This is a genomic window from Thioclava sp. ISO4, assembly GCF_058105145.1.
The window spans coordinates 3,094,770-3,120,826 of record NZ_CM176571.1 but is presented as its reverse complement, the minus strand read 5'-3'; the positions used below and the strand labels follow the sequence as shown (position 1 = coordinate 3,120,826).

At 65.2% G+C, this 26,057-nt stretch carries 27 protein-coding genes; 17 read left to right on the top strand and 10 right to left on the bottom strand.

All coding sequences use genetic code 11. The features are described 5' to 3' along the window. Positions 1-155 precede the first annotated feature (155 nt). The gene (locus AC2TZ7_RS15280; protein WP_489864879.1) at positions 156-2,174 is read right to left on the bottom strand and encodes an ASKHA domain-containing protein; all 2,019 of its coding nucleotides are present in this window, start codon (positions 2,172-2,174) and stop codon (positions 156-158) included. Between the two features lie 158 nt (positions 2,175-2,332). Here AC2TZ7_RS15280 and AC2TZ7_RS15275 point away from each other — a divergent pair, with 158 nt between their 5' ends. The 6 genes from AC2TZ7_RS15275 (at position 2,333) to AC2TZ7_RS15250 (ending at position 7,966) form a co-directional block, all read left to right on the top strand. Continuing rightward, positions 2,333-3,148 carry a TIGR00282 family metallophosphoesterase gene (locus AC2TZ7_RS15275; protein ID WP_489864878.1) on the top strand — a complete coding sequence of 272 codons (816 nt, stop codon included), beginning with the start codon at positions 2,333-2,335 and terminating at the stop codon, positions 3,146-3,148. 133 nt (positions 3,149-3,281) lie between these two features. Beyond that, the gene (locus AC2TZ7_RS15270) at positions 3,282-5,060 is read left to right on the top strand and encodes an SLC13 family permease (protein WP_489864877.1); all 1,779 of its coding nucleotides are present in this window, start codon (positions 3,282-3,284) and stop codon (positions 5,058-5,060) included. A 12-nt stretch (positions 5,061-5,072) separates the two neighbouring features. Further along, positions 5,073-5,468, top strand: coding sequence for a hypothetical protein (locus AC2TZ7_RS15265; RefSeq protein WP_489864876.1), 396 nt, complete (start codon positions 5,073-5,075; stop codon positions 5,466-5,468). A 109-nt stretch (positions 5,469-5,577) separates the two neighbouring features. Next, a complete protein-coding gene (locus AC2TZ7_RS15260; RefSeq protein WP_078542695.1) occupies positions 5,578-6,318 on the top strand; it encodes a YebC/PmpR family DNA-binding transcriptional regulator in 741 nt (246 codons plus the stop codon). Positions 6,319-6,512: 194 nt separating this feature from the next. Then, positions 6,513-6,944, top strand: coding sequence for an FKBP-type peptidyl-prolyl cis-trans isomerase (locus tag AC2TZ7_RS15255; RefSeq protein ID WP_078522873.1), 432 nt, complete (start codon positions 6,513-6,515; stop codon positions 6,942-6,944). A gap of 248 nt (positions 6,945-7,192) precedes the next feature. Continuing rightward, entirely contained in the window at positions 7,193-7,966 is a 774-nt protein-coding gene (locus AC2TZ7_RS15250; protein ID WP_489864875.1) for a transglutaminase-like domain-containing protein, read from the top strand. A 10-nt stretch (positions 7,967-7,976) separates the two neighbouring features. Here the strand turns inward: AC2TZ7_RS15250 and AC2TZ7_RS15245 are convergent, their stop codons facing one another. The 3 genes from AC2TZ7_RS15245 to AC2TZ7_RS15235 all read right to left on the bottom strand — a co-directional run bounded on the left by AC2TZ7_RS15245 (position 7,977) and on the right by AC2TZ7_RS15235 (position 10,048). After that, entirely contained in the window at positions 7,977-8,312 is a 336-nt protein-coding gene (locus AC2TZ7_RS15245; RefSeq protein WP_489864874.1) for a cupin domain-containing protein, read from the bottom strand. 75 nt (positions 8,313-8,387) lie between these two features. Further along, complete coding sequence (locus tag AC2TZ7_RS15240) at positions 8,388-9,086, bottom strand: hypothetical protein (RefSeq protein ID WP_489864873.1); 699 nt, start codon at positions 9,084-9,086, stop codon at positions 8,388-8,390. Between the two features lie 104 nt (positions 9,087-9,190). Continuing rightward, on the bottom strand, positions 9,191-10,048 hold the full coding sequence (locus AC2TZ7_RS15235; RefSeq protein WP_489864872.1) for a LysR family transcriptional regulator ArgP: 858 nt from the start codon (positions 10,046-10,048) through the stop codon (positions 9,191-9,193). Positions 10,049-10,143: 95 nt separating this feature from the next. Between AC2TZ7_RS15235 and AC2TZ7_RS15230 the strand changes: the two genes are divergently transcribed. Beyond that, positions 10,144-10,755 carry a LysE/ArgO family amino acid transporter gene (locus tag AC2TZ7_RS15230; protein ID WP_489864871.1) on the top strand — a complete coding sequence of 204 codons (612 nt, stop codon included), beginning with the start codon at positions 10,144-10,146 and terminating at the stop codon, positions 10,753-10,755. A gap of 54 nt (positions 10,756-10,809) precedes the next feature. Continuing rightward, the gene (locus AC2TZ7_RS15225; protein ID WP_489864870.1) at positions 10,810-11,715 is read left to right on the top strand and encodes a DMT family transporter; all 906 of its coding nucleotides are present in this window, start codon (positions 10,810-10,812) and stop codon (positions 11,713-11,715) included. 117 nt (positions 11,716-11,832) lie between these two features. Here AC2TZ7_RS15225 and choV read toward each other — a convergent pair whose 3' ends face one another. Genes choV through AC2TZ7_RS15205 form a run of 4 tightly spaced genes read right to left on the bottom strand, consistent with a single transcriptional unit; the run spans position 11,833 to position 15,361 of the window. Continuing rightward, positions 11,833-12,885: a choline ABC transporter ATP-binding protein gene (gene choV, locus AC2TZ7_RS15220; protein WP_489864869.1), complete on the bottom strand. Its 1,053-nt coding sequence runs from the start codon at positions 12,883-12,885 to the stop codon at positions 11,833-11,835. Beyond that, positions 12,882-13,718: a choline ABC transporter permease subunit gene (choW, locus tag AC2TZ7_RS15215; RefSeq protein WP_489864868.1), complete on the bottom strand. Its 837-nt coding sequence runs from the start codon at positions 13,716-13,718 to the stop codon at positions 12,882-12,884. The genes choV and choW overlap by 4 nt, the downstream gene beginning before the upstream one ends. An 18-nt stretch (positions 13,719-13,736) precedes the next feature. Then, entirely contained in the window at positions 13,737-14,420 is a 684-nt protein-coding gene (locus AC2TZ7_RS15210; RefSeq protein WP_489864867.1) for a hypothetical protein, read from the bottom strand. After that, on the bottom strand, positions 14,417-15,361 hold the full coding sequence (locus tag AC2TZ7_RS15205; RefSeq protein ID WP_098411345.1) for a choline ABC transporter substrate-binding protein: 945 nt from the start codon (positions 15,359-15,361) through the stop codon (positions 14,417-14,419). Before AC2TZ7_RS15205 ends, AC2TZ7_RS15210 begins: the two co-directional genes overlap by 4 nt. 114 nt (positions 15,362-15,475) lie before the next feature. Here AC2TZ7_RS15205 and betI point away from each other — a divergent pair, with 114 nt between their 5' ends. The 3 genes from betI (at position 15,476) to betA (ending at position 19,263) form a co-directional block, all read left to right on the top strand. Continuing rightward, on the top strand, positions 15,476-16,057 hold the full coding sequence (gene betI, locus AC2TZ7_RS15200; RefSeq protein ID WP_489864866.1) for a choline-binding transcriptional repressor BetI: 582 nt from the start codon (positions 15,476-15,478) through the stop codon (positions 16,055-16,057). Further along, the gene (gene betB, locus AC2TZ7_RS15195) at positions 16,054-17,505 is read left to right on the top strand and encodes a betaine-aldehyde dehydrogenase (RefSeq protein WP_489864865.1); all 1,452 of its coding nucleotides are present in this window, start codon (positions 16,054-16,056) and stop codon (positions 17,503-17,505) included. Before betI ends, betB begins: the two co-directional genes overlap by 4 nt. Positions 17,506-17,607: 102 nt before the next feature. Further along, the gene (betA, locus tag AC2TZ7_RS15190; RefSeq protein WP_489866823.1) at positions 17,608-19,263 is read left to right on the top strand and encodes a choline dehydrogenase; all 1,656 of its coding nucleotides are present in this window, start codon (positions 17,608-17,610) and stop codon (positions 19,261-19,263) included. A 1-nt stretch (position 19,264) separates the two neighbouring features. Here betA and AC2TZ7_RS15185 read toward each other — a convergent pair whose 3' ends face one another. Next, positions 19,265-19,648: a DoxX family protein gene (locus tag AC2TZ7_RS15185; RefSeq protein WP_489864864.1), complete on the bottom strand. Its 384-nt coding sequence runs from the start codon at positions 19,646-19,648 to the stop codon at positions 19,265-19,267. A 149-nt stretch (positions 19,649-19,797) separates the two neighbouring features. Here AC2TZ7_RS15185 and AC2TZ7_RS15180 point away from each other — a divergent pair, with 149 nt between their 5' ends. Together AC2TZ7_RS15180 and AC2TZ7_RS15175 are read left to right on the top strand one after the other, a co-directional pair. Next, positions 19,798-20,379 carry a thermonuclease family protein gene (locus AC2TZ7_RS15180; protein ID WP_489864863.1) on the top strand — a complete coding sequence of 194 codons (582 nt, stop codon included), beginning with the start codon at positions 19,798-19,800 and terminating at the stop codon, positions 20,377-20,379. Between the two features lie 71 nt (positions 20,380-20,450). Continuing rightward, complete coding sequence (locus AC2TZ7_RS15175; RefSeq protein ID WP_489864862.1) at positions 20,451-20,696, top strand: HP1242/YdcH family protein; 246 nt, start codon at positions 20,451-20,453, stop codon at positions 20,694-20,696. Between the two features lie 61 nt (positions 20,697-20,757). Here AC2TZ7_RS15175 and AC2TZ7_RS15170 read toward each other — a convergent pair whose 3' ends face one another. Next, positions 20,758-22,152 carry a helix-turn-helix domain-containing protein gene (locus AC2TZ7_RS15170; protein WP_489864861.1) on the bottom strand — a complete coding sequence of 465 codons (1,395 nt, stop codon included), beginning with the start codon at positions 22,150-22,152 and terminating at the stop codon, positions 20,758-20,760. A 235-nt stretch (positions 22,153-22,387) separates the two neighbouring features. On the opposite strand from AC2TZ7_RS15170, the gene AC2TZ7_RS15165 reads away from it, so the two are divergent. From AC2TZ7_RS15165 to AC2TZ7_RS15150, 4 genes are all read left to right on the top strand, one after another. Beyond that, positions 22,388-23,920 (top strand): acyl-CoA carboxylase subunit beta, encoded by a 1,533-nt coding sequence (locus AC2TZ7_RS15165; RefSeq protein WP_489864860.1) that lies wholly within the window; start codon positions 22,388-22,390, stop codon positions 23,918-23,920. Positions 23,921-23,928: 8 nt separating this feature from the next. Then, complete coding sequence (locus tag AC2TZ7_RS15160) at positions 23,929-24,450, top strand: DUF6497 family protein (RefSeq protein ID WP_489864859.1); 522 nt, start codon at positions 23,929-23,931, stop codon at positions 24,448-24,450. Positions 24,451-24,934: 484 nt separating this feature from the next. Next, complete coding sequence (locus AC2TZ7_RS15155) at positions 24,935-25,297, top strand: hypothetical protein (RefSeq protein ID WP_489864858.1); 363 nt, start codon at positions 24,935-24,937, stop codon at positions 25,295-25,297. A gap of 63 nt (positions 25,298-25,360) precedes the next feature. Then, positions 25,361-25,753, top strand: coding sequence for a hypothetical protein (locus AC2TZ7_RS15150; protein WP_489864857.1), 393 nt, complete (start codon positions 25,361-25,363; stop codon positions 25,751-25,753). Positions 25,754-26,057: the final 304 nt, after the last annotated feature.

Sequence of the window (26,057 nt, the reverse complement as noted above, 5' to 3'; positions counted from 1 at the left end):
CTGTTGAGCGACGGTTGTCCCCGCCAAAGCACAAGGGTTACGGCGCGCTGGGGTCGCGCCGATCACTTATGTCTTATCACGAAACCGTGTGCGGCCTGATCCGGCCTGAAATCGGGCGTCTCGCAGCGCCCTGAAGCGAGGCCCGAAGGCCCGCCTCAGCCGCGCCGGCGGCGCCTGCGTCCGCCGTCCTCGCCCGATCCGCCGGTGTTGAAGCTGACCTCCGGAAGCGGCGCGATCTTGCGCAGCTCGGGGAAGGGGGCGGTGGCATGCGGGAGCGCGTTCGCGGCCACGAAATGCTCCTGGAAACGCGGCTCGATCGCGGTCTCGACCTTGGTGATCTGATGCACCTGCGCCTCGATCTCGCGCCGCGCCTTCACCGAGCACAGCGCCATATGCGCCCCGGTGCCGGCCGCGTTGCCCGCCGAGGTGACGTGATCGAGCGGGGCATCCGGGATCATCCCCAGCACCATCGCGTGCTTGGGCGAGATATGCGCGCCAAACGCACCGGCCAGCACCACGCGGTCGACCGTGTCCACGCCCATCTCGTCCATCAGCAGACGCGCGCCTGCGTAGAGCGCGGATTTCGCCAGCTGGATCGCACGGATGTCGCCTTGGGTGACGGTGATGCGCGGGCCTTCCTCGCCGCCGTCATAGATCACGTATTCATGGGTGCGCCCGTTTGGCTCGCAGCGCGGCGTGCCGACCTGCTCGGCCGAGCCGATCAGCCCCGAGGTGTCCACGATCCCGGCCATCCGCATCTCGGCCACGGCTTCGATAATGCCCGAGCCGCAGATGCCGGTGATCCGGGGCGTGCCGAATTCGGGATCGGTCGACCAGTGCTCGTTGCCGATGATCTTGAAGCGCGGCTCCTTGGTCTCGGGGTCGATCTCGATCCGCTCGATCGCCCCCGGCGCGGCACGCTGGCCGCTGGAGATTTGCGCGCCCTCGAAGGCCGGGCCGGTGGGTGAGGAACAGGCCAGAACCCGTTGTTTATTCCCGAGAAGTATCTCGGCATTGGTGCCGACATCGACGATCAGCGACAGGTCGTCGCGCTTCTGCGGAGCCTCCGACAACGCCACCGCCGCCGCATCCGCGCCGACATGACCCGCGATCAGCGGCAGGATATAGGCCCGCGCGCCGGGGCTGGCCTCGATGCCGATCTCGCGCGCCGCGAATTCAAGGCTCTCCGAGGTCGCCAGCGCAAAGGGCGCCTGACCCAGTTCGACCGGATCGATCCCCAGCAGCAGGTGGTGCATCACCGGGTTGCAGACCACGACCGCCTCGACGATCTCACCCGTCTCGACCTTCGCCTCGCCCGCCAGCTGCCGCGCCAGATCGCCCATCGCGTCCCGCACCGCATTGGTCATTTCCTGATCGCCGCCGGGGTTCATCATCACGTAGGAGACCCGGCTCATCAGGTCTTCGCCGAAGCGGATCTGCGGGTTCATCACGCCCGCGCTCGCCAGCACCCGCCCGTCATCGAGCGCGACCAGATGCCCTGCGATGGTGGTCGAGCCGAGGTCGATCGCCAGCCCGTAAAGCGGCACCTCGCGCACGCCGGGGAAGACGCCCGTCACGCGCGGCCCGTCGCCCGCATCGTGGATCGCGACCGTGACCTTCCAGTCGGCCTTGCGCAGCGCGGGCTGCAGCATCCGCAGAACATCAAGATCGGCGCGCACGCCCTTGATCTGCCATTGCTTTTCGAGCGCCTGCGAAAGCCGCTGCAGATCGCCTTCGGGGCGGTGCATATCCGGTTCCGCGACTTCGACATAGACGGGGCGCGTCGCCGGATCCATCTCCATCACGCGCTCGGAAGCCGCCTTGCGAACGACCTGTTTGTGCACCTGACTTTCGGGCGGCACGTCGATCACCACGTCGTCGAGGATCTCCGTCTGGCAGCCCAGACGCCGCCCCGGTTTCAGCCCGCGAATCCGGTCATAGCGTTCCTCGACCGCGTTGAGCGGGCTGACCGCGTCCGGCTCCACATGCAGACCGAGTTTCGGGAAATCCCCGAAGGAGGGCGTGCATTGGCATTTCGAGCACACGCCGCGCCCGCCGCAGACGGAATCAAGATCGACCCCCAGCTTGCGCGCCGCCGCGAGCACCCTTGTGCCACGCGCCACGCGCCCCCGCTTTCCAGAGGGGGTAAAGATCACCTGCACGTCGTCGGCCATATCGCGCTCCCGTTTTCCTTGCCCCCGTTCTAGGGCGCAAGCGGGGCAGAGCAAAGCCCGCAACCGACGCGCCTGCATGAGAAATCGTCATCATCATCATGCAGCCGATGCGCGCCGCCCATTGCTCTCCCCAGCGGCGCGTTCTATCTAATCGGGCCATGAAGATACTCTTTCTTGGCGATGTGATGGGCCGCGCGGGCCGCGCCGCGATCACCGAAACCCTGCCGAAACTTCGCGAGGAGTGGCGCCTCGATTTCGTCGTGGTCAACGGCGAGAACGCCTCGGGCGGCATGGGGCTGACCGGCGATCACGCGAAGCTTCTGCTGGATGCGGGCGCGGATGTGGTGACGCTGGGCGATCACGCCTTCGATCAGAAGGACATGCTGCGCTTCATCGAGAGCGAGCCGCGCATCATCCGTCCCGTGAACTACGCCAAGGAAGCGCCGGGCAAAGGCGCGCGGGTGTTTCAGGACCGGCGCGGGCGCAAGGTGCTGGTGGCGCAGGTGCTGGGCAATGTGTTCATGAAACGCGCCTTCGACGATCCCTTCTCGGCCATCGAGGCGGAACTGAAACGCTACCCGCTGGGCGGGGCGGTGCAGGCGGCGCTGGTGGATGTGCATTGCGAGGCGACGTCCGAGAAAATGGCGATGGGCCATTGGTGCGACGGGCGTGCGAGCGTCGTCGTGGGCACCCATACCCATGTGCCCACGGGCGATGCGCAGATTCTCGAGAAGGGCACCGCTTACCTCTCCGATGCGGGCATGTGCGGCGATTACGATTCCGTCATCGGCATGGCGAAGGCCGAACCGATGCGCCGTTTCGTGACCGGCATGTCGAAGGAACGCTTCTCGCCCGCCCGCGGTCCGGTGACGCTGTGCGGCTTTTACGTCGAGACCGATGACAAGACCGGGCGCGCCACCCGCTGCGAGGCTGTGCGCACCGGCGGCAGGCTCTCGCAATCGGGGCCGCTCTGAGCGCGGCGCCGGTTCTTCTCTGCCCGAAGCTTATGCGTTTGCCTGCAAATATCCTCTGCAGCGATCAGAGCGCGCTTGCTCGTGCAACACGTGTCGATAGTATCGGGCCGATGCGCTTACGCGAGAACCTTACATGATCCAACTGCCCCTGACCGGCACCGAGACGGCAATCGCGGCCATGCTGGTCGTGGGTTGGATGTTTGTCATGTTCGTCCGCGAGACATGGCCGCCAGAGGTCACCGCCATGGCCGGCGCGGCTCTGATGCTGATCTTCGGCTTCGTGCCCTACGAGAACGCAGCCGCGATTCTGTCGAACCCCGCACCCTGGACCATCGCCTTCATGTTCCTGATCGTGGGTGCCCTGGTTCGCACCGGCGCGCTTGACGCGATGACGCGCTATGCGGAATCGCGGATCGACCAGAACCCGAAGCTGACCGTGCTGTTGATGTTCGGGGTCACGATGTTCGCAAGCGCCGTGATGAACAACACACCGGTCGTTGCGGTGATGATCCCGGTCTTCATTCAGGTCGCGCGCAAGCTGAACCTCTCGCCCTCGCGGCTGCTGATGCCGCTGAGCTACGTCACCGTGATGGGCGGTATGATCACCCTGATCGGCACCTCGACCAACATTCTCGTCGATGGCGTGGTGCGGGGGCGGGGGATGGAGCCCTTCACGATCTTCGAAATCGCGCCTCTGGGCTTCGCGATCTGTCTGGTCGGCGGGACGTTCCTCGCGATCTTCGCGCCGAAACTGATCCCCGAGCGGCAATCGCTTTCCTTCATGCTCGGCGACCGCCCGAAGATGAAATATTTCACCGAGGTCGCGATCCCTGAGGAAAGCGGGCTGATCGGCGAGTCGGTGCTGGAGACCGACACGTTCAAGCGCGAGGGCGTGCGGGTGATCGACGTGCTGCGCGGCGATGCCTCGCTGCGCCGGGACCTCGCCTCGGTCGAGCTGATGGCCGGCGACCGGGTCGTTCTGCGCTCCGAGATGGAAGAGCTTCTGGGGATGCAGAAGAACCGCGACCTGCGCATGGTCGACAAGCTGTCCTCGGTGCAGACCGAGACGGTGGAAGTGCTGATCTCGCCCGGCTGCCGGATGATCGGGCAGCGTCTGGGTGATATGCGCCTGCGCCGCCGCTACGGTGTCTACACGCTCGCCGCGCACCGCCGGAACCAGAATATCGGCCGCCAGCTCGACGATCTGATCGTGGTGGTTGGCGATACGCTGCTGCTCGAAGGCGCGCCCGAGGATATCGCGCGTCTGGCCGCCGATATGGACCTCGTGGACGTCTCGAAGCCGCAGGCGCGCGCCTATCGCCGCTCGCATCTGCCGCTTGCGATGGGCGCGCTCGGCGCGGTGGTGATCTTCGCAGCCCTTGGCGTGGCGCCAATCCTCGCGCTCGCGATGGTGGCGGTGGCGGGCATCCTCGTGACCCGCTGTATCGACACCGACGAGGCCTTCACCTTCATCGAGGGCCGCCTGCTTGCGCTGATCTTCGCGATGCTCGTCGTCGGCGCGGGGCTGGAGCATTCCGGCGCGGTCGAGATGATCGTCTCGGGCGTGGCGCCCTTGCTGAAGATGCTGCCGCCGCAACTCGCGCTGATCGTGGTCTATTTCCTCGGCCTCATCATGACCGAATTGCTGTCGAACAACGCGGTGGCGGTGATCTACACCCCGATCGCGATCTCGCTGGCCGCGGCGCTGGGGCTCGATCCGCGGCCCTTCGCGGTGGCGGTGATGTTCTCGGCCTCGGTGGCCTTCGCGACGCCGATCGGCTATCAGACTCACATGATGATCTATGGCCCCGGTGGCTATAAGTTCACCGATTTCCTGCGCGTCGGCATCCCGATGGATATCGTGACCGGGTTGACCGCCTGCCTGCTGATCCCGCTGATCTGGCCCTTCTGAGGAGGTTCCCCCATGCGCTTTGCCGCCCGTATCGCCGCCCTGTCGCTTCTCGCGCCGCTCGCGCTCGCCGCCTGTGTGCCGGGGCAGGGCAGCCGCGCGCCCTCCTGGCCGGACAATGTCAGCTTTCAGGGCACGGTGATGCGTGTCTCCTTCATCGACGGCACGGTCTGCCACGCCAATATCTCGGGCCAGTATACCGGCGATCTGGCTGGGTGCCCCTATCCCATGCGCTACCAAGTGACCCGCTTCGAGCCCAGCTATCTCGCGGGCAGCGGCGTGGGTGGCCTGTTCCAGCCCTATGCCGAGGTGACGCTGAAAGACGCCTCCGGGCGGCGCTGGCAGTTCAAGACGCCCAAGGAAATTCCGCCGCGCGGCCGCGGCGCGGGCACGCTGACCTTGCCGCAGTAAGGCGCTCCCGACGGGCGAAGAGGGCGCCCGCCACCCATCTATCTTGAATCATCCCCCCGTTGCGCACTATACGGGGTCGATTTCGCGACTATTCCGAACGGAGATACCCATGGCAGGCCACTCAAAATGGGCCAACATCCAGCACCGCAAGGGCAAGCAGGATGCGGCGCGCTCGAAGATGTTTTCCAAGCTCTCGAAGGAGATCACGGTCGCCGCCAAGATGGGCGACCCCGATCCCGAGAAGAACCCGCGCCTGCGCCTCGCCGTGAAAGCGGCCAAGTCCCAGTCGATGCCGAAAGACGTGATCGACCGCGCGATCAAGAAATCGCAGGCGGGCGACGGCGATGACTACACGGAGATCCGCTACGAGGGCTACGGCCCCGAGGGCATCGCGGTGATCGTCGAGGCGATGACCGACAACCTCAACCGCACCGCGTCCAACGTGCGCTCCACCTTCACCAAGAATGGCGGCAATCTGGGCACCACCGGCTCGGTGTCCTTCATGTTCGACCGGATGGGCGAGATCATCTATCCCGCCTCCGTGGGCGATGCCGAGACCGTGCTGATGGCCGCCATTGAGGCGGGCGCCGAAGACGTCGAGAGCGACGATGAAGGCCACTGGATCTACTGCGCGATGGAAGACCTCTCGGATGTCTCCGACGCGCTGGAGAAGGAGCTGGGCGAGGCCGAGGAAGCCAAGCTGATCTGGAAGCCCCAGAACCGCACCGAGGTCGATCTGGAGACCGCCCAGAAGCTGATGAAGCTGATCGACACGCTCGAAGACGATGACGACGTGCAATCCGTCACCGCCAATTTCGACGTGCCCGAAGAGGTCGCAGCGCAGCTGTAAGGCCCAATGCACCGAAAATTGATAAAAGCGCCCTCCGGGGCGCTTTTTGCGTCTCAAACGGCCTCAAACCGCCCGAATTTCGGCCCCCCGGTTTACATTCCCGTCCAGAACCCCCAATTTGTCGCGTGACGCTCCGAGCACCCGCGTAACCCCGTGGCCTCGGCAAATTCATCTCCCCCCGAAAGGATATCACCATGACCCAGGCAAAGGCTGGCGACACCCTGCATCTTCATTACACCGGCAAGCTCGATGACGGCTCCGTCTTCGATAGCTCGGAAGGCCGTGACCCGCTGTCCTTCACGCTCGGTTCGGGCCAGATCATCCCCGGCCTCGACAAGGGCGTGACCGGCATGGAAGAGGGCGAAAAGCGCACCGTGCGCGTCGAGCCCGCAGAGGCCTATGGCGAGCATCACCCCGAGCGCATGCAGTCGGTCGATCGCGCGAACATTCCCGACGACATCCCGACCGAGCCGGGCACCCAGCTTCAGGTTCAGACCCAGGACGGTCAGACCGTGAACGTGACCGTCGCCGAGGCGAACGAGAAAGAACTCGTCCTCGACGCGAACCACCCGCTCGCCGGCAAGGCGCTGACCTTCGACGTGGAACTCGTCAAGATCGACGCGTAAGCCTGCACGCACCTGGCGTGTTTCAACGGCGGCTGTGCTTTCGAGGCGCAGCCGCCGTTCTCGTTTCAAAGAGGCTTCGGGCGCATTGCGAAACCGTCGCGACGCCCCCGCTCACGGCTATTCGTTCGCGGCGCTACGTCACTTGGGAACCAAACCCTCGGCGCCCCCCTTTTCCCACCGACGTGTCTCTGTTACGCGGCGCGCTCCATCCCAGTGACACCACCTGAATCCCGAGAGAAGGAGCCGCCATGCGCATTTCCGTCGACGTGCAGATGCAATACCAGTTCCCGCAACCGAATACGGTCGCGCTGGTGCTCGAAGCGGCGCAGGCTCCGGGGCAGGAAATCGTCAGCGCGTCGATGAATCTCGGCGATGCGAGCGTGGGCCGGATCGCGGGCGATTGCGGCGTGGGCGAGCGGATCTGGGCGCAGGTCGGCACGCAGATGATGCTGCATTATCAGGCGGTGATCGACATCACGCGTCCGGCGATCGACCTGACCCAGATGCGGGCGGCACAGCTGCACGAACTGCCCGCCGAGGCCGCGCCCTATATCCGGCCCTCGCGCTACGTTCAGTCGGACAAGTTCGTCTCCTTCGTGAGCAAGCGTTTCGGCGATTTGCAGGGCGGGGCGAAAGTCGCCGCGATCCGCGACTGGATCGAGAAGAACCTCTCTTACGTGCCCGGCGCGTCGGACAGCGACACCAATGTGCTCGAGACCTTCGCAGGCCGGGCAGGGGTCTGTCGCGACTATGCGCATCTGTTCTGCGCGATGGTGCGCGCGGCGCAGATTCCGGCGCGGATGGCGTCCTCCTACGGGCCGGATGTGTGGCCGCAGGATTTCCACGCCGTGGCCGAGGTCTGGCTCGATGGCGCGTGGCATATGGTCGATGCGACCGGCATGTGCGGGGCCGAGAACATGGCGCTGGTCGCGGTGGGGCGCGATGCCTATGACGTGGCCTTCATGGAATCGCAGGCGCCCGCGATGCTGATCAACCAGAGCGTCTCGGTGATCCGGGTCTGAGCGCGCGCCCTCAGGGCTTCAGCGGATAGCGATCGGCCTCCTCGAAGGCGTCGATCACCTTCGTCCCCGCCTTGAGCCGCGCCGAATGTTCCACGCCGGCGGGGATGTCGTAGCTGTCGCCGGGGCGATAGACCTTGGTCTCGCCAGCGATGGTCAGTTCCGCCTCGCCCTCGATCACCGTGCCCCACTGAGCCTTATGCGCATGGGGCGGCAGGTCGAAATCGGTGAGGAAGTGCAAGAACACCACCAGCCCCGCCTCCGAGCGGATCGCGTGGCTGCGCACTTGATCTTCGGGAAACGGCAGATCGAGGGCGGGGAAGGCCTGAATGAAATCGGGTAGCTCCATGGGCGTCTCTCCTCCTGACGGGCCTGCGGGACATCCATCACTATGCGCGCCGCGCAGGCCGCGGGCAATGCGCGCTCAGGCCGGGGAGCCGCTCTGGCGCAGCCGATAGTCCGCCAGATCGCCTTCCGCCGCGACATCGAACGCCTCCAGCAAGGAGGGCAGGACCGAGCCGTCACGCGCAACCGCCGCGTCGAAATCGACGCGTCTCACAGGCCCGAACTGCTCCCAGAACGCCTCGATCGCCGCCGCATCGAAATACCACTCACCGCGTATGTCGTTCGTCCCCGTGCCGAAGGGGCGCGTCATCTGCTCGGCGAAGCGCTGCAGCTCGTTCTCCCAGCTTGTGCGCCAATCGGCTTCATTGCGAAAGCAAATCACCGGAACGATTTCGATGTCGAGCTTTTCGAAGACCTTGCGCAGACGGTCGGCCTCTTCGGGCATCCGTGCGAAACACAAGGCTTCGGCGCTGAGCACTGCGCGCCCGTCGCGTGGCATCGCCTTGAGCTGGCGTCGGATTTCGGCCCGATAGAGAAAGCCGCGCATTGATCCCGCCTTGGGCATCGCTCCGGTCATCCGTGCAACACTTTGCAGCCCGTCGCGCAGGATGCCATGCGCGAAGCCAAAGCAGGTGGCTATCTCTCCATGCGCCTTGTGTTTCTCCGTTAGGACGGTGAGCCCCTGAGCCTTGAGTGCCGCTTTATTGTCACGCAGATAGGCCTGCAATGACGTCGTGCCGGTCTTGTGGGTGCCGACATGGAGATACAGTCTGCGCAAATCGTCCCTGCCTTTCGCTCATGTCGCCCTTCTCTGCGGGCGTGTATCTCTACGCTCCCATGTCGCACAGGCAGGATCAAGCATCCTCACGCTAAAGGTCCGGATTAGCGCAGCAACACCGCTTTCGCCGCCTGTCGCAGCGCTTTGGTCAGCGGCGTGAGCGGGGCTTTCAGCCGCCTCGCGCTCTGCCAGTAGAGCGGCACGTCGATCGGCGCCGGGCCCAGCCGTTCCAGCGCGCCGCTTTCCAGATGCGCGCGCACCAGCGCCTCTGGGTTCAGCCCCCAGCCCATGCCGCGCAGACAGGCCTCCACGAAGCCTTCGGTCGAGCTGATACGATGCGCGCGCAGCCCCATCGGCATGCCCGCGATCATCGAGGCCCAGCGGTCCTGCAGCCGATCCTTGGCGTTGAACTGCAGGGCAGGGGCCGCGCGCAAGGCGTGCCGGTCGATCCGGTTCGGGAAATAGCGCGCGACGAAGCCCGGGCTCGCCGTCGCGATATAGCGCAGCCGCCCGAGGCTCACGCTGTCGCAGCCCGCAATCGGCCCCTCATCGGCGGTGATCGCGCCCGCGACCTCACCGCGGCGCAGCAGCCCCGCCGAATGGTCCTGATCGTCGATCACCAGATCGAACCGCACGCCCTCGACCTCGGCCAACGCGGGCAGCACCCAAGTCGCGAGGCTGTCCGCATTCACCGCGATGCGCAGAACCGGCGGGGTCTCGGAAGGCGCAAGCTCGGTCTCCAGAAGCGCCACCTCGCGCAGATGGGCGATCAGCCGCGCGCCATCCTCTGTCGCGCGGCAGGGCGTGGCGCGGATCACCAGAACCGCGCCCATCCGTTCCTCCAACTGGCGGACCCGTTGCGAGACAGCCGATTGCGAAACCCCGAGCCGCGCGCTCGCGGCTTCGAAGCTTCCGGTCTCGATCACGGTGGCGAGCGCATCCAGCGCGGCATAGTCGAACATAAGTTTTACTTATACAGAGTTAGTTTAATTAAGTTGAACTTATATGCGCGCCCCGGCACTGAGAAGCGTCTCTGTGCAGGCTGGGGGTGAGACGGATGGAATTGGTGGCATTCTGGGCGGGGCTGAAACTGGGGCTCGGGCTCATCGTGGCGATCGGCGCGCAAAACGCTTTCGTGCTGCGTCAGGGGCTGCGGCGCGAGCATGTCTTCGCGGTGGCGCTGTTCTGCGCGCTTTCCGATGCGGTGCTGATCGCGCTTGGCGTGTCAGGCTTCGCTGCCGCTTCCACGGCGCTGCCATGGCTGCCGGAGACGCTGCGCTGGGGCGGTGTCGTCTTTCTCAGCTGGTATGCGATCCGCTCTGCCCTCGCGGCGATCCGCGGCGGCGAGCATCTCGACCCGAGCGCAGGCAGCGCGCCGTCCCTGCGTGCCGTTCTGGTGACGGTGGCGGCCTTCACCTGGGCGAACCCGCATGTCTGGCTCGATACGGTGGTTCTGCTGGGCGCGGTCTCGGCGCAGTTCGCGGGCGCGCGGATCAGCTTCGCCTCGGGCGCGATCGTGGCTTCGTTCGTCCTCTTCTTCGCGCTGGCCTATGGCGCGCGGCTTCTGGCGCCGCTTTTCGCCAAGGAGAGCGCTTGGCGCGTGCTCGATGCGCTGATCGCGGTGCTGATGGGCTCGATCGCCTGGAAGCTCGCCGCGGGCGGATTATAACCGACACAAAGCCGCCCCTTGCGCGCGGTGCCGAACCAGCGTCCAAGAGGGGTCATGACCGCGCAAGACAAACCCAATAAACCGCTGATCGGCATCCTGTGGATGCTCGCCACCACGGCCTGTTTCGTGATGGTGAACATCATCGTCCACTGGCTGGGCGATCAGGTGCCCGCCGCGCAATCGGCCTTCGTGCGCTTCATGTGGGGGTTGATCTTCTTCGCGCCCGCGCTGGCCCGCATCCTGCGCCAGACCTTCCCGCCTCAGGTCTGGGCGCTGTTCGGGCTGCGCGGGGCGCTGCATGCGGTGGCGGTGGGGCTGTGGTTCTTCGCGATGAGCAATATCCCGATCGCCGATGTCACCGCGATCAACTACCTCAACCCGATTGTCGTCACAGTGGGCGGCGCGCTCCTGCTGGGCGAGGGGCTGGCCTGGCGGCGCGTGACGGCGGTGGTCGTCGCACTGATCGGGGCGCTGATCATCCTGCGCCCGGGGATGCGCGCGATCGAGCCGGGCCATCTCGCCCAGCTTGGCGCGGCGCTGTTCTTCGGCGGCGCCTATCTCGCGGCGAAGCGGCTGACCGATTACGTGCCCGCGGGCACGGTGGTCGCGATGATGACGCTGGTGGTGACCGTCGCGCTCGCCCCGGTGGCGATCTGGAAATGGGAGCCGATCACGCTGTCCGAGACGCTCTGGCTGGGCGCGGTGGCGGTGTTCGCGACGGGCGGGCATTACTGCATGACGCGCGCCTTCGCCGCGGCGCCTGTGACGGTGACGCAGCCGGTCATCTTCCTGCAACTGGTCTGGGCGGCGATTGCGGGCTGGACGATTTTCGGCGAGCGCCCCGACCCTTACGTGATCTTGGGCGGCGCGATCATCATCGCCTCGGTCAGCTACATGACCTTCCGCGAGGCGCAGCTCAAACGCCGGGTGACGCTGCCTCCGCCTGCCACCAAGATCTGACAGCGCCGCACTTTTCTGCAAATGTCGGATGCCTCCGGCGGGGATATTTGAGCCAAGCCGAAGGGGCGCGCGCGCCTTGGTTTCGGCTTGGTCAAAATATCCTCCGCGAAGCGTCCCTCAGCTCGCCTCGGCGCTGCGCTGGGGGTCGATGAGCCGCGTGATGACGCCCTCGCGGGTCACGACACGGCCATCGGTGAGCAGCACGGCGGGCTCGTAGCGCAGCCGCTCCATCACGTCGCGCACGGGCGCGTCGGCGGGCATCGGCGCGCCCGTGGCGTCGCCGGTCGGCGTGCCGATAGGGTCGGCGATATCCTCGGCGGTGAGTACGCCGAGCGGGTTCATATGGGCCACGAAGTCGGCCACATAGCCATTGGCGGGCTTGGCGATGATGTCGCGCGCGGTGCCGCATTGCACGATCCGCCCGCCTTCCATCAGCGCGATCCGGTTGCCGATCTTGAAGGCTTCGTCGAGGTCATGGCTGACGAAGATGATCGTGCGCTTGAGCTTGGTTTGCAGCTCCAGCAACTCATCCTGCAGTTTGGTGCGGATCAGCGGGTCGAGCGCCGAGAAGGGCTCGTCCATCAGAAGGATCGGCGCGTCGGTGGCAAATGCTCGGGCGAGGCCCACGCGCTGCTGCATGCCGCCCGAAAGCTCTGCCACCTGACGGTCCGCCCAGTCCGAGAGGCCCACCAGTTCCAGCTGGGTGTCGACCTTCTTGCGGCGTTCCGCCTTGCTCATGCCGGCGAGTTCGAGGCCGAGACCCACATTCTCGCGCACGGTCCGCCAGGGCAGCAGGCCGAATTGCTGGAACACCATCGCGATCTTGGTCAGGCGCATCCGGCGCAGGGTGGCGGGGTCGGCATGGGTGACATCGACGAGGCTCTCCCCGTCATGCACTTCGACCTGACCGCGCACCACCGGGTTGAGCCCGTTCACCGCGCGCAGGAGCGTCGATTTGCCGGACCCGGAGAGGCCCATGAGGACGAGAATCTCGCCCTCGGGCACCTCGACCGAGCAATCATGCACGCCCAGAACCTGATCGGTGCGCTCCTGAATCTCGGGGCGCGAGAGCCCTTCGTCCATCAAGGGCAGCGCCTCTTGCGGGCGGTCGCCGAAGACGATGGAGACATTGTCGAATTTGACGGCCGTTTTGGCTTTGGTCTGGGTCATTTCGAACCTCCGCGGCGCAGCATGCGGTCAAGGATGATGGCGACGACGACGATCACGAAGCCGGACTCGAAACCGAGCGCCGTGTTGACGGTGTTGAGCGCGCGCACGACCGGCACGCCGAGCCCGTCCGCGCCGACCAGAGCGGCCACCACGACCATCGACAGCGAGAGCATGATGGTCTGGTTCAGCCCCGCCATGATCTGCGGCGTGGCGTAGGGCAGTTCGACCTTCCACAGAAGCTGGCTCTTGGTGGCGCCGAAGGATTGCGCGGCCTCGGTCAGCGTGTCCGGCGTCGAGGAGACGCCCAGATGGGTCAGGCGGATCGGCGCGGGCAGCACGAAGATCACGGTCGCGATCAGGCCCGGCACCATGCCGATGCCGAAGAAGACGATGGCCGGGATCAGGTAGACGAAGGCCGGCAGCGTCTGCATCAGGTCCAAGACCGGTTGCAGCACCGCATAGAGGCGCGGGCGGTGGGCGGCGGCGATGCCGATCGGCACGCCGATCCCCATGCAGACCACGCAGGCGGCGATCACGAGGGTGAGGCTCTCGGTCGTCTCTTCCCAATAGTCCTGATTGAGGATGAACAGGAAGCCCACGATTACCAGGAGCGAAATCTTCCAGCTGCGTTGCAGCAGGTAGGCGATCACCGCGAAGGCGAGGATCACGAGAATGGGCGGGGGGCCTTGCAGCACCCAGAGCGTTGCGTCGATCAGCGCCTTGAGCGCCACGGAGAGCGCGTCGAAGAGCGGTGCGGCGTGGTCCTGCAGCCAGTCGATCACGATCTTGGCGGTCTTGCCGACGGGGATTTTGGTTTCGGTCAACCAGTTCATAGCTGTCCTTGCGGTTTGTTATTTCTGGCGCGTCTCGATGCGGTCGAAGGCGACTTGCGATTGCGCCTTGCCGGTTTCGGGGTCGAGCTTGGTGACGCGCAGGACCAGCCCGGCCTTGGGGGAAAATTCCTTGAGGAAGGCGGTGCGCAGCTTGCCCATCGCGATCCGTTCGACGACCTGCCAGACATCGTAGCGGCACGCGCCGATCTGCACCGAGCCGGTGCCGCGATAGGCGTAGGAGATGGTGCCGCGGTCTTTCGTCTCGCCGTCGACTTTCAGGCTCACCGGGGTGCGCCAGTTGCCCAGTTGCGGCAATTGGTCGAGCCGCGCGGGATCGTCGTCATAGAGGAGCGCGAAGCTGCGCCCGTCCATTTCCTGCAGGCTCACCGCCAGCGGATGGTCGTAGCGCTCGCGCTTGGGCGGGCGGCCAAGCTCGGGATCGTCGACCCGGTAGGAGGTCAGCGTGCCGTTCTCGTAGCGATAGGCCTGCGCCATTTTCGGGCTGATGCGGGTGAGCGTGACGCCGGCCGCGTGCAGGGCCTCGGTGTCGGGACAATCCGCGGCGCGCGCGGGGGCGAGGGGCGTGGCGATCATCCCTGCGAAGAGAAGGGCCGCGCCGGTGAGGGCGCGGACCGAAGGGACACGGGGGCGGCGGAGGGTGATGCCCTGCCGCCCGCGCGAAGGTTTTGCCCAAAGGCTCACGAGTTCAGCGCTTTCTCGACCGCTTCACGCGCATCGCCGCCATCCTTGGTGGTCACGCCTTCGAGCCAGGCCTGCCAGGTTTCGGGATGGGCCTTGAGCCATTCCTTCGCGGCATCCTTGGGGTCCTCGCCGTCGTCGAGGATCTTGCCCATGATCTCGTTCTCCATCGAGAGGGTGAACTTCAGATTGGAGACGAGCTTGCCCGGGTTCGGGCATTCGTCGACATAGCCCGCGCGGACATTGGTCATGACCGTCGCACCGCCGTAATCGGGGCCGAAGAAGTCATCGCCGCCCGAGAGATAGGTGATGTCGAAGTTGGAGTTCATCGGGTGGGGCTCCCACGCGAGGAAGATGATCGGTTTGTCGGCCTTGTCGGCGCGCGCGACCTGCGCGAGCATGCCCTGCTCGGAGCTTTCCTTCAGGTCGAAATCCTTCAGGCCGAAGGCGTCCTTGTCGATCATGTCGAGGATCAGCGCGTTGCCGTCATTGCCCGGCTCGATGCCGTAGATCTGGTTGTCCAGCTCGTCGGCATGCTTGGCGATGTCGGAGAAGTCCTTGATGCCGGCCTTGGCGCCGGCGGCGTTGGTCGCGAGCGTGTATTTCGCGCCGGTCAGGTTGGTGCCGAGCGTCTCGACCGTGCCGTCCTTGGTGTAGGGATCCACGTTGGCGGCCATCGAGGGCATCCAGTTGCCGAGGAACACGTCGACATCGCCTTTCGACAGTGCCTCGTAGGTCACCGGAACCGAGAGCACCTTGGTGTCGGTCTCGTAGCCGAGCGCTTCGAGGATCGTGGTCGCGACCGCGGTGGTCGAGGTGATGTCGGTCCAGCCGACATCGGAGAAGGTCACTTTCGAGCAATCGGCGGCCTGCGCGGGCGCGGTGCCTGCCAGCCCGAGCGAGAGCGCCGCACTCAGCGCGAGGAGCGTGGAACGAAACGTCATATTTTTCTCCCTATCACAACGTCAAGAAACCGCAGAATGCGGTTATTGATTGACGAGTCAATAAACATGTCTTAGCCCGACATACAAGCAAACGACCCGAAGGAGGCCCGCACGATGCCCAAGCTTGGAGCAGAGCCTATACGCCGCGCTGCCTTGGTGAAAGCCACCATTGAGACAGTGGGCGAGGCGGGATCGCTGGATGTGACGGTCGCTCAGATCGCCCGGCGCGCAGGCATGTCCTCGGCGCTCGCGCACCATTATTTCGGGTCGAAAGACCGGATTTTCCTCGCCGCGATGCGCTCGATCCTGTCGATTTACGGCGCCGAAGTGCGCGGCGCGATGGCGATGGCGCAGACCCCGCAGGAGCGGGTTCGCGCGGTTGTGATGGGCTCCTTCGCGGCGGGATCGTTCCGGCACGAGGCGATCGCCGCGTGGCTGAACTTCTACGTGCTCGCGCAGTCGAGCGCCGATGCGCGGCGCCTGCTGCATATCTATCAGCGCCGTCTGCGCTCGAACCTCATGCATGGGCTGCGCCCGCTGGTCGGTGACCGGGCGGGCTCCGTGGCCGAGGGTTTGGGCGCACTGATCGACGGCGTCTACATCCGCGCGGCGCTGGTCGCGGGCGATCCCGACCGGGAGGCCGCCTGCAATCTGGTGCTGGCGCATCTGGAAAAAGAATTGGAGGTCCACCAATGAGGGCACAGCCGAAAGCGAGCCATTTCGTCAATGGCGACTGGATGGAAGACACCGATGGCGACGAGCTGATCGTCACCTATCCCGGCACCGGCGAAGTCATCGCGAAGCTGCATGCGGCGACGCCTGCGGTGATCGACGCAGCGATTTCGGGGGCGGTCGAGGCGCAGAAGGACTGGGCCGCGCTGCGCCCGGTCGAGCGCGGCCGCATCCTGACCCGTGCCGTCGCGATCATCCGCGAGCGCGCCGAGGAACTGGCGCAGCTCGAGACGCTCGACACCGGCAAGCCGATTCAGGAAACCCGCGAGGCCGACTGGCCCTCGGGCGCCGAGGCGCTGGAGTATTTCGCAGGTCTCGCGCCGACGCTGACCGGCGAGACGATGCCGTTGGGCGGCGATTTCGCCTATACGATCCGCGAGCCGCTGGGCGTCTGCGCGGGCATCGGCGCGTGGAACTATCCCAGCCAGATCGCCTGCTGGAAATCCGCGCCCGCGCTGTCGACCGGCAACGCGATGGTGTTCAAGCCCTCCGAGATGACGCCGCTGGGCGCGCTGAAGCTCGCCGAGATCTTCATTGAGGCCGGGATGCCCGCTGGTATCTTCAACGTGGTGCAGGGCTTCGGCCCGGTCGGGGCGGCGCTGTCCACCGATCCGCGTATCGCGAAAGTGTCGCTGACGGGCTCGGTGCCGACGGGCGCGAAGGTCTATCAGGCGGCCTCGGCGGGGATGAAGCACGTCACAATGGAGCTGGGCGGCAAATCCCCGATGATCGTGTTCGACGATGCCGATATCGAAAGCGCGATCGGGGCGGCGATGCTGGGGAATTTCTATTCCTCGGGGCAGATCTGCTCGAACGGGACGCGGGTCTTCGTGCAGAAGGGCATCAAGGAGAAATTCCTCGCCCGTCTGAAAGAGCGCACGGAGACCATCGTCGCGGGCGATCCGCTCGATGAGGCGACGCAATTCGGTCCGCTGATCTCGCAGGCGCAGTTCGACAAGGTGATGTCCTATGTCGAGAGCGCGAAATCCGAAGGCGCGCGGCTGGTCTGCGGTGGTTCTGCGGGCAACGAGGGGCCGCTCTTCGTGCAGCCCACGGTCTTCGCCGATGTCACCGACGACATGACCATCGCGCGCGAGGAGATTTTCGGCCCGGTCATGTCGGTGCTGGATTTTGAGACCGAGGAAGAAGCGATCGCGCGGGCCAACGACACGCAGTTCGGCCTCGCCGCGGGCGTGTTCACCGGCGATCTGGCGCGCGGCCATCGCGTGGTCGGCCAGCTGCAGGCGGGCACGACCTGGATCAACGCCTATAACCTGACGCCGGTGGAGATGCCCTTCGGTGCGGTCAAGCAATCGGGCTTCGGGCGCGAGAATTCCCGCGCGGCGGTGGAGCATTATACGCAGCTCAAATCCGTCTATGTCGGCATGGGACCGGTCGAGAGCCCTTACTGAGTTCGAATTTGGGGCGGCTGGGGGCGCTGCCCGTCGCCGGTTGGTCCTCGGACCGATGGCGCACCAAACGGCGACCCCCGGAGTATTTGAGGCCAGATGAAGATGAGTGTTTCGGCAGAATTTGTGATCGTAGGCGCTGGGTCCGGCGGTTCGGCGCTGGCCTATCGGCTCGTGGAAGCGGGGCGCGACGTGGTGGTGATCGAGCATGGCGGCTCGGATGCGGGGCCGTTCATCCAGATGCCCGGCGCGCTGAGCTATCCGATGAATATGGGGATCTACGACTGGGGCTTTCAGTCGGAACCCGAAGAGCATCTGGGCGGGCGGCGTCTGGCGACCCCGCGCGGCAAGGTGCTGGGCGGCTCGTCGAGCATCAACGGCATGGTCTATGTCCGGGGGCATGCGCGCGATTTCGACCATTGGGAAGAAAGCGGCGCGACCGGCTGGGGCTATGCCGATGTGCTGCCCTATTACAAGCGGATGGAGCATTGGCATGGCGGCGAAGAGACCGAATGGCGTGGCCGTTCGGGGCCGCTGCATGTGACCCGCGGGCCGCGCGCCAATCCGCTGTTCGACGCTTTCGTCGCGGCGGGCAAGGCGGCGGGCTACCCGGTGACCGAGGATTACAACGGCCAGCAACAGGAAGGCTTCGGGCCGATGGAGGCCACGATCTACAAGGGGCGTCGCTGGTCGGCGGCCAATGCCTATCTGCGCCCGGCGCTCAAGACCGGCAAGCTGCGGATCGTGCGCGGTCTGGCGCGGCGCGTGGTCTTCGAAGGCAAGAAGGCCGTCGGCGTCGAAATCAAGCGCAAGGGGCAGATCGAGGTGGTTCGGGCGACTTCCGAGGTCATTCTGGCCGCGAGCTCGATCAACACGCCGAAGCTGCTGATGCTGTCGGGGGTCGGCCCGGCGGAGCATCTGCGCGAGCATGGCGTCGAGGTGCTGGCGGATCGTCCCGGCGTGGGTGCGAACCTGCAGGATCACCTTGAGATCTATATGCAATTCGCGGCCAAGCAGCCGGTGACGCTGTTCAAATACTGGAACCTCTACGGCAAGGCGCGGGTGGGCGCGCAGTGGCTGTTTACCAAGGGCGGGCTTGGCGCGTCGAACCAGTTCGAGAGCTGCGCTTTCATCCGCTCGGATGCCGGGATCGACTATCCGGACATCCAGTATCACTTCCTGCCGATCGCGGTGCGCTATGACGGCAAGGCCGCCGCCGAGGGGCACGGCTTCCAGGCGCATGTCGGGCCGATGCGCTCGAAATCGCGTGGGCATGTGCGGCTGCGTTCAGGCGATCCCGAGGCCAAGCCGGAGATCACGTTCAACTATATGAGCCATCCCGACGACTGGGCCGAGTTCCGCAAATGCGTGCGGCTGACGCGGGAGATTTTCGCCCAAGGGCCGATGGCCGCGCATGTGAAACACGAGATCCAGCCCGGCGCTGCGGTCGAGACGGATGAGCAGATCGACGCCTTCATCCGCGAGCACGCCGAGAGCGCCTATCACCCCTGCGGCACCGCGAGGATGGGGGCGGCGGACGATCCGAGCGCCGTCGTCGATCCGGAAGGCCGCGTGATCGGGGTGGAGGGGCTGCGGGTCGCCGACAGCTCGGTCTTCCCGCGCATCACCAATGGCAACCTCAACGCGCCCTCGATCATGGTGGGCGAGAAGATCGCCGATCACCTGCTGGGCCGCGCGCCGCTCGCGCGCGAGAATCTCGAGCCGTGGATTGCGCCGAACTGGCAGGTGGCGCAGCGCTGAGTTAACGGCCCTCGCGGTGCAGGGTGCTGAGGGCATAGCGCCCCGGCCCCTGCGCCGCGAGGATCAAGAGCCCGCCCGCGATCGCCCAGTTCTTCACGAAGATCGTCACCTGCCACGGGTCGGCGCGCAGCTGCCAGTGAAACCAGCTGGTGAAGATGCAATAGCCCGCGAGGATCAGCGCCCAGATCCGCACCTTCGGGCCGAAGATCAGGCCGAGCGCCGCGATCAGGTTGAACAGCGTGACCGGCCAGACCAGCCAGCCGGGCAGGCCGAGCCAGCCGATCATCTCCTCCACCATCTGCGGGTCGCTGACTTTCTGCACCGCTCCGCCGAAGAACAGCAGAGCGATCAGGATGCGGCCGATCAGGTTGAGCGCGTCGGACATGTGGGGCTCCCAAGTTTGGCGTTTACCAATCGGCTACGAAATCTGTTGCGTGCGAGATCAGTTCCGCCGATATCTGGGGTATGTTAAGGATTTGTTCACTCCTCGTTCTTCTGGCGGTGCCCGCCGCATCGCAGCTCTCGGCGGCGACCGTGAGCGGCCTGCCGCGCGTCGTCGATGGCGATACGCTGATGGTCGCGAATACGCGGGTGCGGCTTTTCGGGATCGACGCGCCGGAGGCGAAGCAAAGCTGCAAGACGGCGCAAGGCGTGCGCTGGGCCTGCGGTCGGGCGGCCACGGCGGAGCTGCAGCGGCTCGCGGGGCAGGGGGTGCGCTGCTCGGGCGATGAGGAAGATCGCTACGGGCGGCTGATCGCGGTCTGCCGGGCAGGCGGGCGCGACCTGAATGCCGAGATGGTCGCGCGCGGGGCGGCCTTCGCCTATCGGAAATATTCGCGCGATTATGTGTCGCAGGAGGACCGGGCGCGGCGCGCGGGCCTCGGTGTCTGGCAGGGCGCGGCAGAGCGCCCCGCAGAGGTGCGTGCAGCGGCCAAGATACAGAATCCGCCGGGAAATTGCGCGATCAAGGGCAATATTTCCGGGCGCGGGCGGCTCTATCACCTGCCGGGCACGCGCTCTTATGCGGCCACGCGGATCAACGAGGCCAAGGGCGAGCGGTGGTTCTGCTCGGAAGCCGAGGCAAAATCCGCAGGATGGCGTCGTGCGGGCGGCTGATTTGATACGCATCAATGTGGCGCGAGTCGCGGTGGTCTAGGGTCGGTCCGACAGCAAGGAAAGGGAGCGACATGGCCAATACGCCGCACACGCTGCAAGAAGAATTCCCCACGCAACTCGACCGGATTCACGAGTTGAAAATCTCCAACACGCATTTTGCAAAATTGTTGGACGATTATGACGCGCTCAACGATCGCGTGCACCGGGCCGAGACGAATGTGGAGCCGATGGACAGCTTGGCCGAGACCGACCTGCGCAAGCAACGCGCCGCGGTGAAGGACGAGATCGCGCGGATGCTGGGCACCGCCGACGCCTGAGTTGTAGGGTAACGAGTGATTTTGGTGAGACGCCTCGAGGCTTCGGCCCCGGGGCGTTTTTCTATGCGATGTCGTAAGGCAGAAGCCCGCGATGGTCGGGATCGACATGCAGGCGGCGTTCCAGCGGCGGAACCGAGCGCTGGTGGCAGTCCTTGCGCTCGCAGATTCGGCAAGAGATCCCGATCGGCTGGTAGGCTTTCGGGTTGCCGAGCTCCATATCGTCGGCATAGACGAGCCCCTTCGCGTGGCTCACCTCGCAGCCCAGACAGATCGCGTAGCGCCGCGCGGGCGCGGTGAAGCTGCCACCCGATTTCGAGACGTCTCGCGCGAGGCAGAGATAGCGCACGCCATCGGGGGTCTCGGCGAGTTGGCGCAGGAATTTCGTTGGTGTCTCAAAGGCTTGGTGGACGTTCCAGAGCGGGCAGGCGCCGCCGAACCGGGCGAATTGCAGTCGGGTCGCGGAGTGGCGCTTGGTGATCGTGCCGGCCTGATCGACGCGGACGAAGAAGAAAGGGATGCCCTTCGCGCCGGGGCGCTGCAGCGTCGAGAGGCGGTGGGCGACCTGCTCGGTCGAGGCGGTGAAGATATCGCAGAGCCGCTCCAGATCGTGGCGCGTGTCCTGCGCCGCCTCGAGGAAGGGGCGGTAGGGCAGCAAAGCTGCGCCCGCGAAGTAATTAGCCAGACCGATCTTGGCGATCGCGCGGGCGGTGTCGGACTGGAAGCGCGCGAGGTCGAGCGTGGCCTCCAGCAGATCGTTCTGGGTCAGCAGCGCCACTTGATGAAGCAGCTGGAAGGCCTGCGTCGGGCGACCCGCATGGGCGTTGATCAGAAGGCGATTGCCGTCGCGCTCGCGCAGTTGCGAAATGTCGGAAAACTGCACGTCGATGCCCCGTTTTGCGAGGGTGTCTATCGCATGAGGAATGGGCTCCAACCGATTGCCATCACGGCAGGAATAGCGCTCGGCCGCGCGGTCGACGGCGTCGATGTAATTGTCGCAATAGTGGAAGAAGTCGCGGACCTCCTCCCAAGGGGAGACCACCGTTTGCGCGCCCTCGCGGCCCAGGGCTTCGTCGAGCGAGGCGAGGCGTTCATGGGTCTGGCGATAGGCGCGGTGCAACTCGAGGAAGGACCGGGCGAGGGCGGGTGCATTGGACGCCGCGAGCCGCAGATCGGCCAAGGGCGGCGCGCCATCGGAGAAGATCGGGTCGGCCAGCGCCTCGCGCATGTCCGAGACCAGCCGCTCCGCATCGCCTGCCGAGAGCTCGGTCACGTCGAGGCCGAACTCGCTCGCCAGCGCCAGCACGACCTGCGCCGAGACCGGGCGGTGGTTGTTCTCCATCTGGTTGAGATAGGGCAGCGACACGCCGAGCCGCTCGGCGAAGGCTTTCTGGGTCAGACCGAGCCGCGTGCGGGTTTCGCGCAGTTTTACACCGGCATAGAGTTTCTGAGTCGCCATCTGCCCCTCCCTTTGCAAATGAATTTGTAGCTTTGCAAACATTCGCCGTCAAACTTTCCCGAGTCTGGGGCGGCGTCGCGGGAGCAATCGGAGATACGCTGCGCTCGGCACTGGGCTTCGCAGTTATGCAATTCGCTATCCGTTGCTTGCCAATTATTTGCAAATTTTCTCGAATCCCCTTTGTAAGATTGTTGCGTTCGGAATAGTGTGCCGGGAAATTATGCGGAGGACCCTCATGAGAGACATCCTGAAGGAGCTGGAGCATCGGCGCGACGAAGCCCGCCTTGGTGGCGGCGAGAAACGCATCGAGGCGCAGCACAAGAAGGGCAAGCTGACCGCGCGCGAGCGGATCGAATTGCTGCTCGACGAGGGCTCTTTCGAAGAGTTCGACATGTTCAAAACCCATCGCTGCACCGATTTCGGGATGGAAGAGAGCAAGCCCTATGGCGACGGCGTCGTCACCGGCTGGGGCACCGTGAACGGCCGCATGGTCTATGTGTTCAGCCAGGACTTCACCGTGTTCGGCGGCTCGCTGTCGGAAACCCATGCCGAGAAGATCTGCAAGATCATGGATATGGCGGTGCAGAACGGTGCGCCGGTGATCGGCATCAACGATTCGGGCGGTGCGCGGATTCAGGAAGGCGTGGCCTCGCTTGCGGGCTATGCGGACGTGTTCCAGCGCAACATCATGGCCTCGGGCGTGGTGCCGCAGATCAGCCTCATCATGGGGCCCTGTGCCGGTGGTGCGGTCTATTCGCCCGCGATGACCGACTTCATCTTCATGGTGAAGGACACGTCTTACATGTTCGTCACCGGCCCCGACGTGGTGAAGACGGTCACCAACGAGCATGTGACGGCCGAGGAGCTGGGCGGCGCGACCACCCATACCAAGAAAAGCTCGGTCGCCGACGGTGCCTATGAGAACGATGTCGAGGCGCTGTTCGAGACTCGCCGCCTGATCGATTTCCTGCCGCTGTCGAACCGCGAGAAGGCTCCTGTGCGGCCCTTCTTCGACGAGGTGGACCGGATCGAGGCGTCGCTCGACACGCTGGTGCCGTCGAACGCGAACACCCCCTACGATATGAAGGAATTGATCCTGAAAATCGCGGATGAGGGGGATTTCTTCGAGATTCAGAAGGATTTCGCGGGCAACATCATCACCGGTTTCATTCGTCTCGAAGGTCAGACGGTCGGTGTGGTCGCGAACCAGCCGATGGTGCTGGCGGGCTGTCTGGACATCGATTCCAGCCGCAAGGCCGCGCGCTTCGTGCGCTTCTGCGACGCGTTCGAAATCCCGATCCTGACGCTTGTCGATGTGCCGGGCTTCCTGCCGGGCACCAGCCAGGAATATAACGGCGTCATCAAGCACGGCGCGAAGCTGCTGTTCGCCTATGGCGAGGCGACCGTGCCGAAGGTCACCGTCATCACACGCAAAGCCTATGGCGGGGCCTATGACGTTATGTCCTCCAAGCACCTGCGCGGCGATTTCAACTACGCCTGGCCGACTGCGGAAATCGCGGTGATGGGCGCCAAGGGCGCGGTCGAAATTCTCTACCGCTCGGAGCTGGGCGAACCCGAGAAGATCGCCAAGCGCACCGCCGACTATGAGGGCCGGTTCGCGAACCCGTTCGTGGCGGCCGAGAAGGGCTTCATCGACGAGGTGATCCAGCCGCGCTCGACGCGTCGCCGGGTGGCCCGTGCCTTTGCGGCGCTGCGCTCGAAGAAGCTGTCCAACCCGTGGAAGAAGCACGACAACATCCCGCTCTGAGGAGGCGCATGACGGGCAGGCCGAGGATCACGACGCTCTTGCCCGGCGCTCTCGCCGGGATGGTGCTGGCGTCTCCGGCGCCGGCTCAGGAACTGCGGGAGGTGACCCCGGTGCCCGATTACGGGGCGATGATGCATCCGGGCAATCTGGGTGAGGATCTGGGGCCGGGCGATGGGCCGGAGGGGACCAAGGGCGACGAGATCCCGGTCCCGTCGGGGCAGAAGGTCTGGTGGATCGACGTGATCCACAACGAGGCCGGGCCGGACGGGCTGACCTATCGCTTTCGCTTCCTCGCGCCGCAGATCGGAGGGCGCAGTCCGCTTTCCTCCGATATCGCGCTGAAGGATATCGAGGCGCTGTGCAACGGGTGGGTGGTGCCGCGCCTGCCGCAGCCCGGTCCGGAGCCCGCGCAGGTGATGGTGAGCCTGTCGGACGAGATCGTGCCGTTCGGCGATGCCGCCCCCGAGGTGGTGCAATATTTCGACAGCTTTTCCGTCGAGGACGGAAACTGTGTTTGGGAGTTTTTCTGATGGCTTTGGCCGGATCCGCAGATCACAGCTTGGAGGGCATGATGCCGGGGCGCGCGCAGGCGCGGTCGATCACGGCGAAATCGCGCTTTCGTGAGCGGGGTTTGCGGGCTAACCTGTCCTTGGGGAAAGCAATTTCGGTCCCCGCATTGAAACGGGTCGTGCCGGACCTCGCCGAGATCGGGGCGGGCGCCCCCTTGGACAGGAGAACGACATGTCGAAAGCTCTCATCGCGCTTGGCCTCGTGGCCTTCGTCGCAGCCTGCGCGCCCAAGCCCGAGCCTGCGCCGGTGGCCGTCACCACCGAGCCGACCTACACCGGCAAGTACAAATAATCTGCGTGCGGGGCGGGGCGGCAGCCGTCGCCTTGCCCCCACGATCCCTGCGGGAACGGTGGCGTTTTGCGGTGCGCCACAGGTTTACCTAGCGGAAATTTGCTTTTTGGAATATGCTCCTAACCATTCCAACAAAGAATGGGGGAGAGTGAAATGGTTCGAATTTCTCTGGGTGCAATGGCCTGCGCGGCCCTGCTTGTGGGCTGTGCGCCCAAGCCGGAGCCTGCACCGGTCACCGTGGAGCCGGTCTATACCGGCAAATACGGCGGCCCTGTTGGCGGCTCCTGCCGACCGACCGGACGGCTTGTTGACTCGCAATATCCGGCCTCGGTGCCCGACTGTCCGCTTGAGTGCGGACCGCTCGAGACCGCCACGGCCGCAACGACGCAGCGACCGGCCGAATGCGTGCCCGAGCCGCGTGGCGGATCGAGCGAACGTCAGCCGACACCTGGCACGCCACCTTCTTCGACCGACCCGACCGGCGGGAACCAGAACCGAAACCAAACGGGTCAATAATGAAGGCGTAACGCAAAAGCTCAGCACGCGCCGTCCTAGCAACTTCAAAGGGGAGGGCGCGTCATGCTGAAGCATCGCGGTTTCCCGTCGCGGTTACCCTCGACGGATTATCAATTCACCATTCGCCGCGCCAACAAGAAGGGCGCGACGAAACTCATTCGGCGTGAACGCTTTGCCGATCGCGGCCATGGCGATCGCAAGGCCGATGCCGGCTTCATGGCGGCACTCTGGGCGCAGTTCGGCGAAGAGCCGTTCGAGCGCGGCAATCTCGATGCGGGCCGGTTGAGCTGGCTCTTCGGGCGCGAAGTGGTGGCCGCCGAGGATCCGTTCGATCCCGAAAGCTACGAGGCGCTTCTCAAAATCGACGTGAAACGCGCAGAAGCCTCCTTCTCGGAGGTCTTCGCCGATCCCGACGCCTTCGCCTTCGATGATGACGAGGATGAGGATTGGGCATGATTTCGCTGATGTCCTGCGCGAAATGGCGGCATGCCGCCGAACCTCGGAATTGCAGGGATTTCGCCTTTGCAATCGCCGGTGCGCGCGGTCACATTGAGCGGGCAAGTCGTACTGTCCCCAACACCCGCGACTTGTGTAATATCCCTACCCCTTCCCTATTCCTGCGGCCTGATCTTATGGTCGGGCCGCAGCTTTTTTCTCTAGGGGGTCAAGGGGCGCGCCGTAGAGCTTTGACGGGGACTGGCGATTGCTTGCCTATGGGGCTTCAGCTCGCGTTTTCGCCGTTGGCTTTTCACGGTGCCGC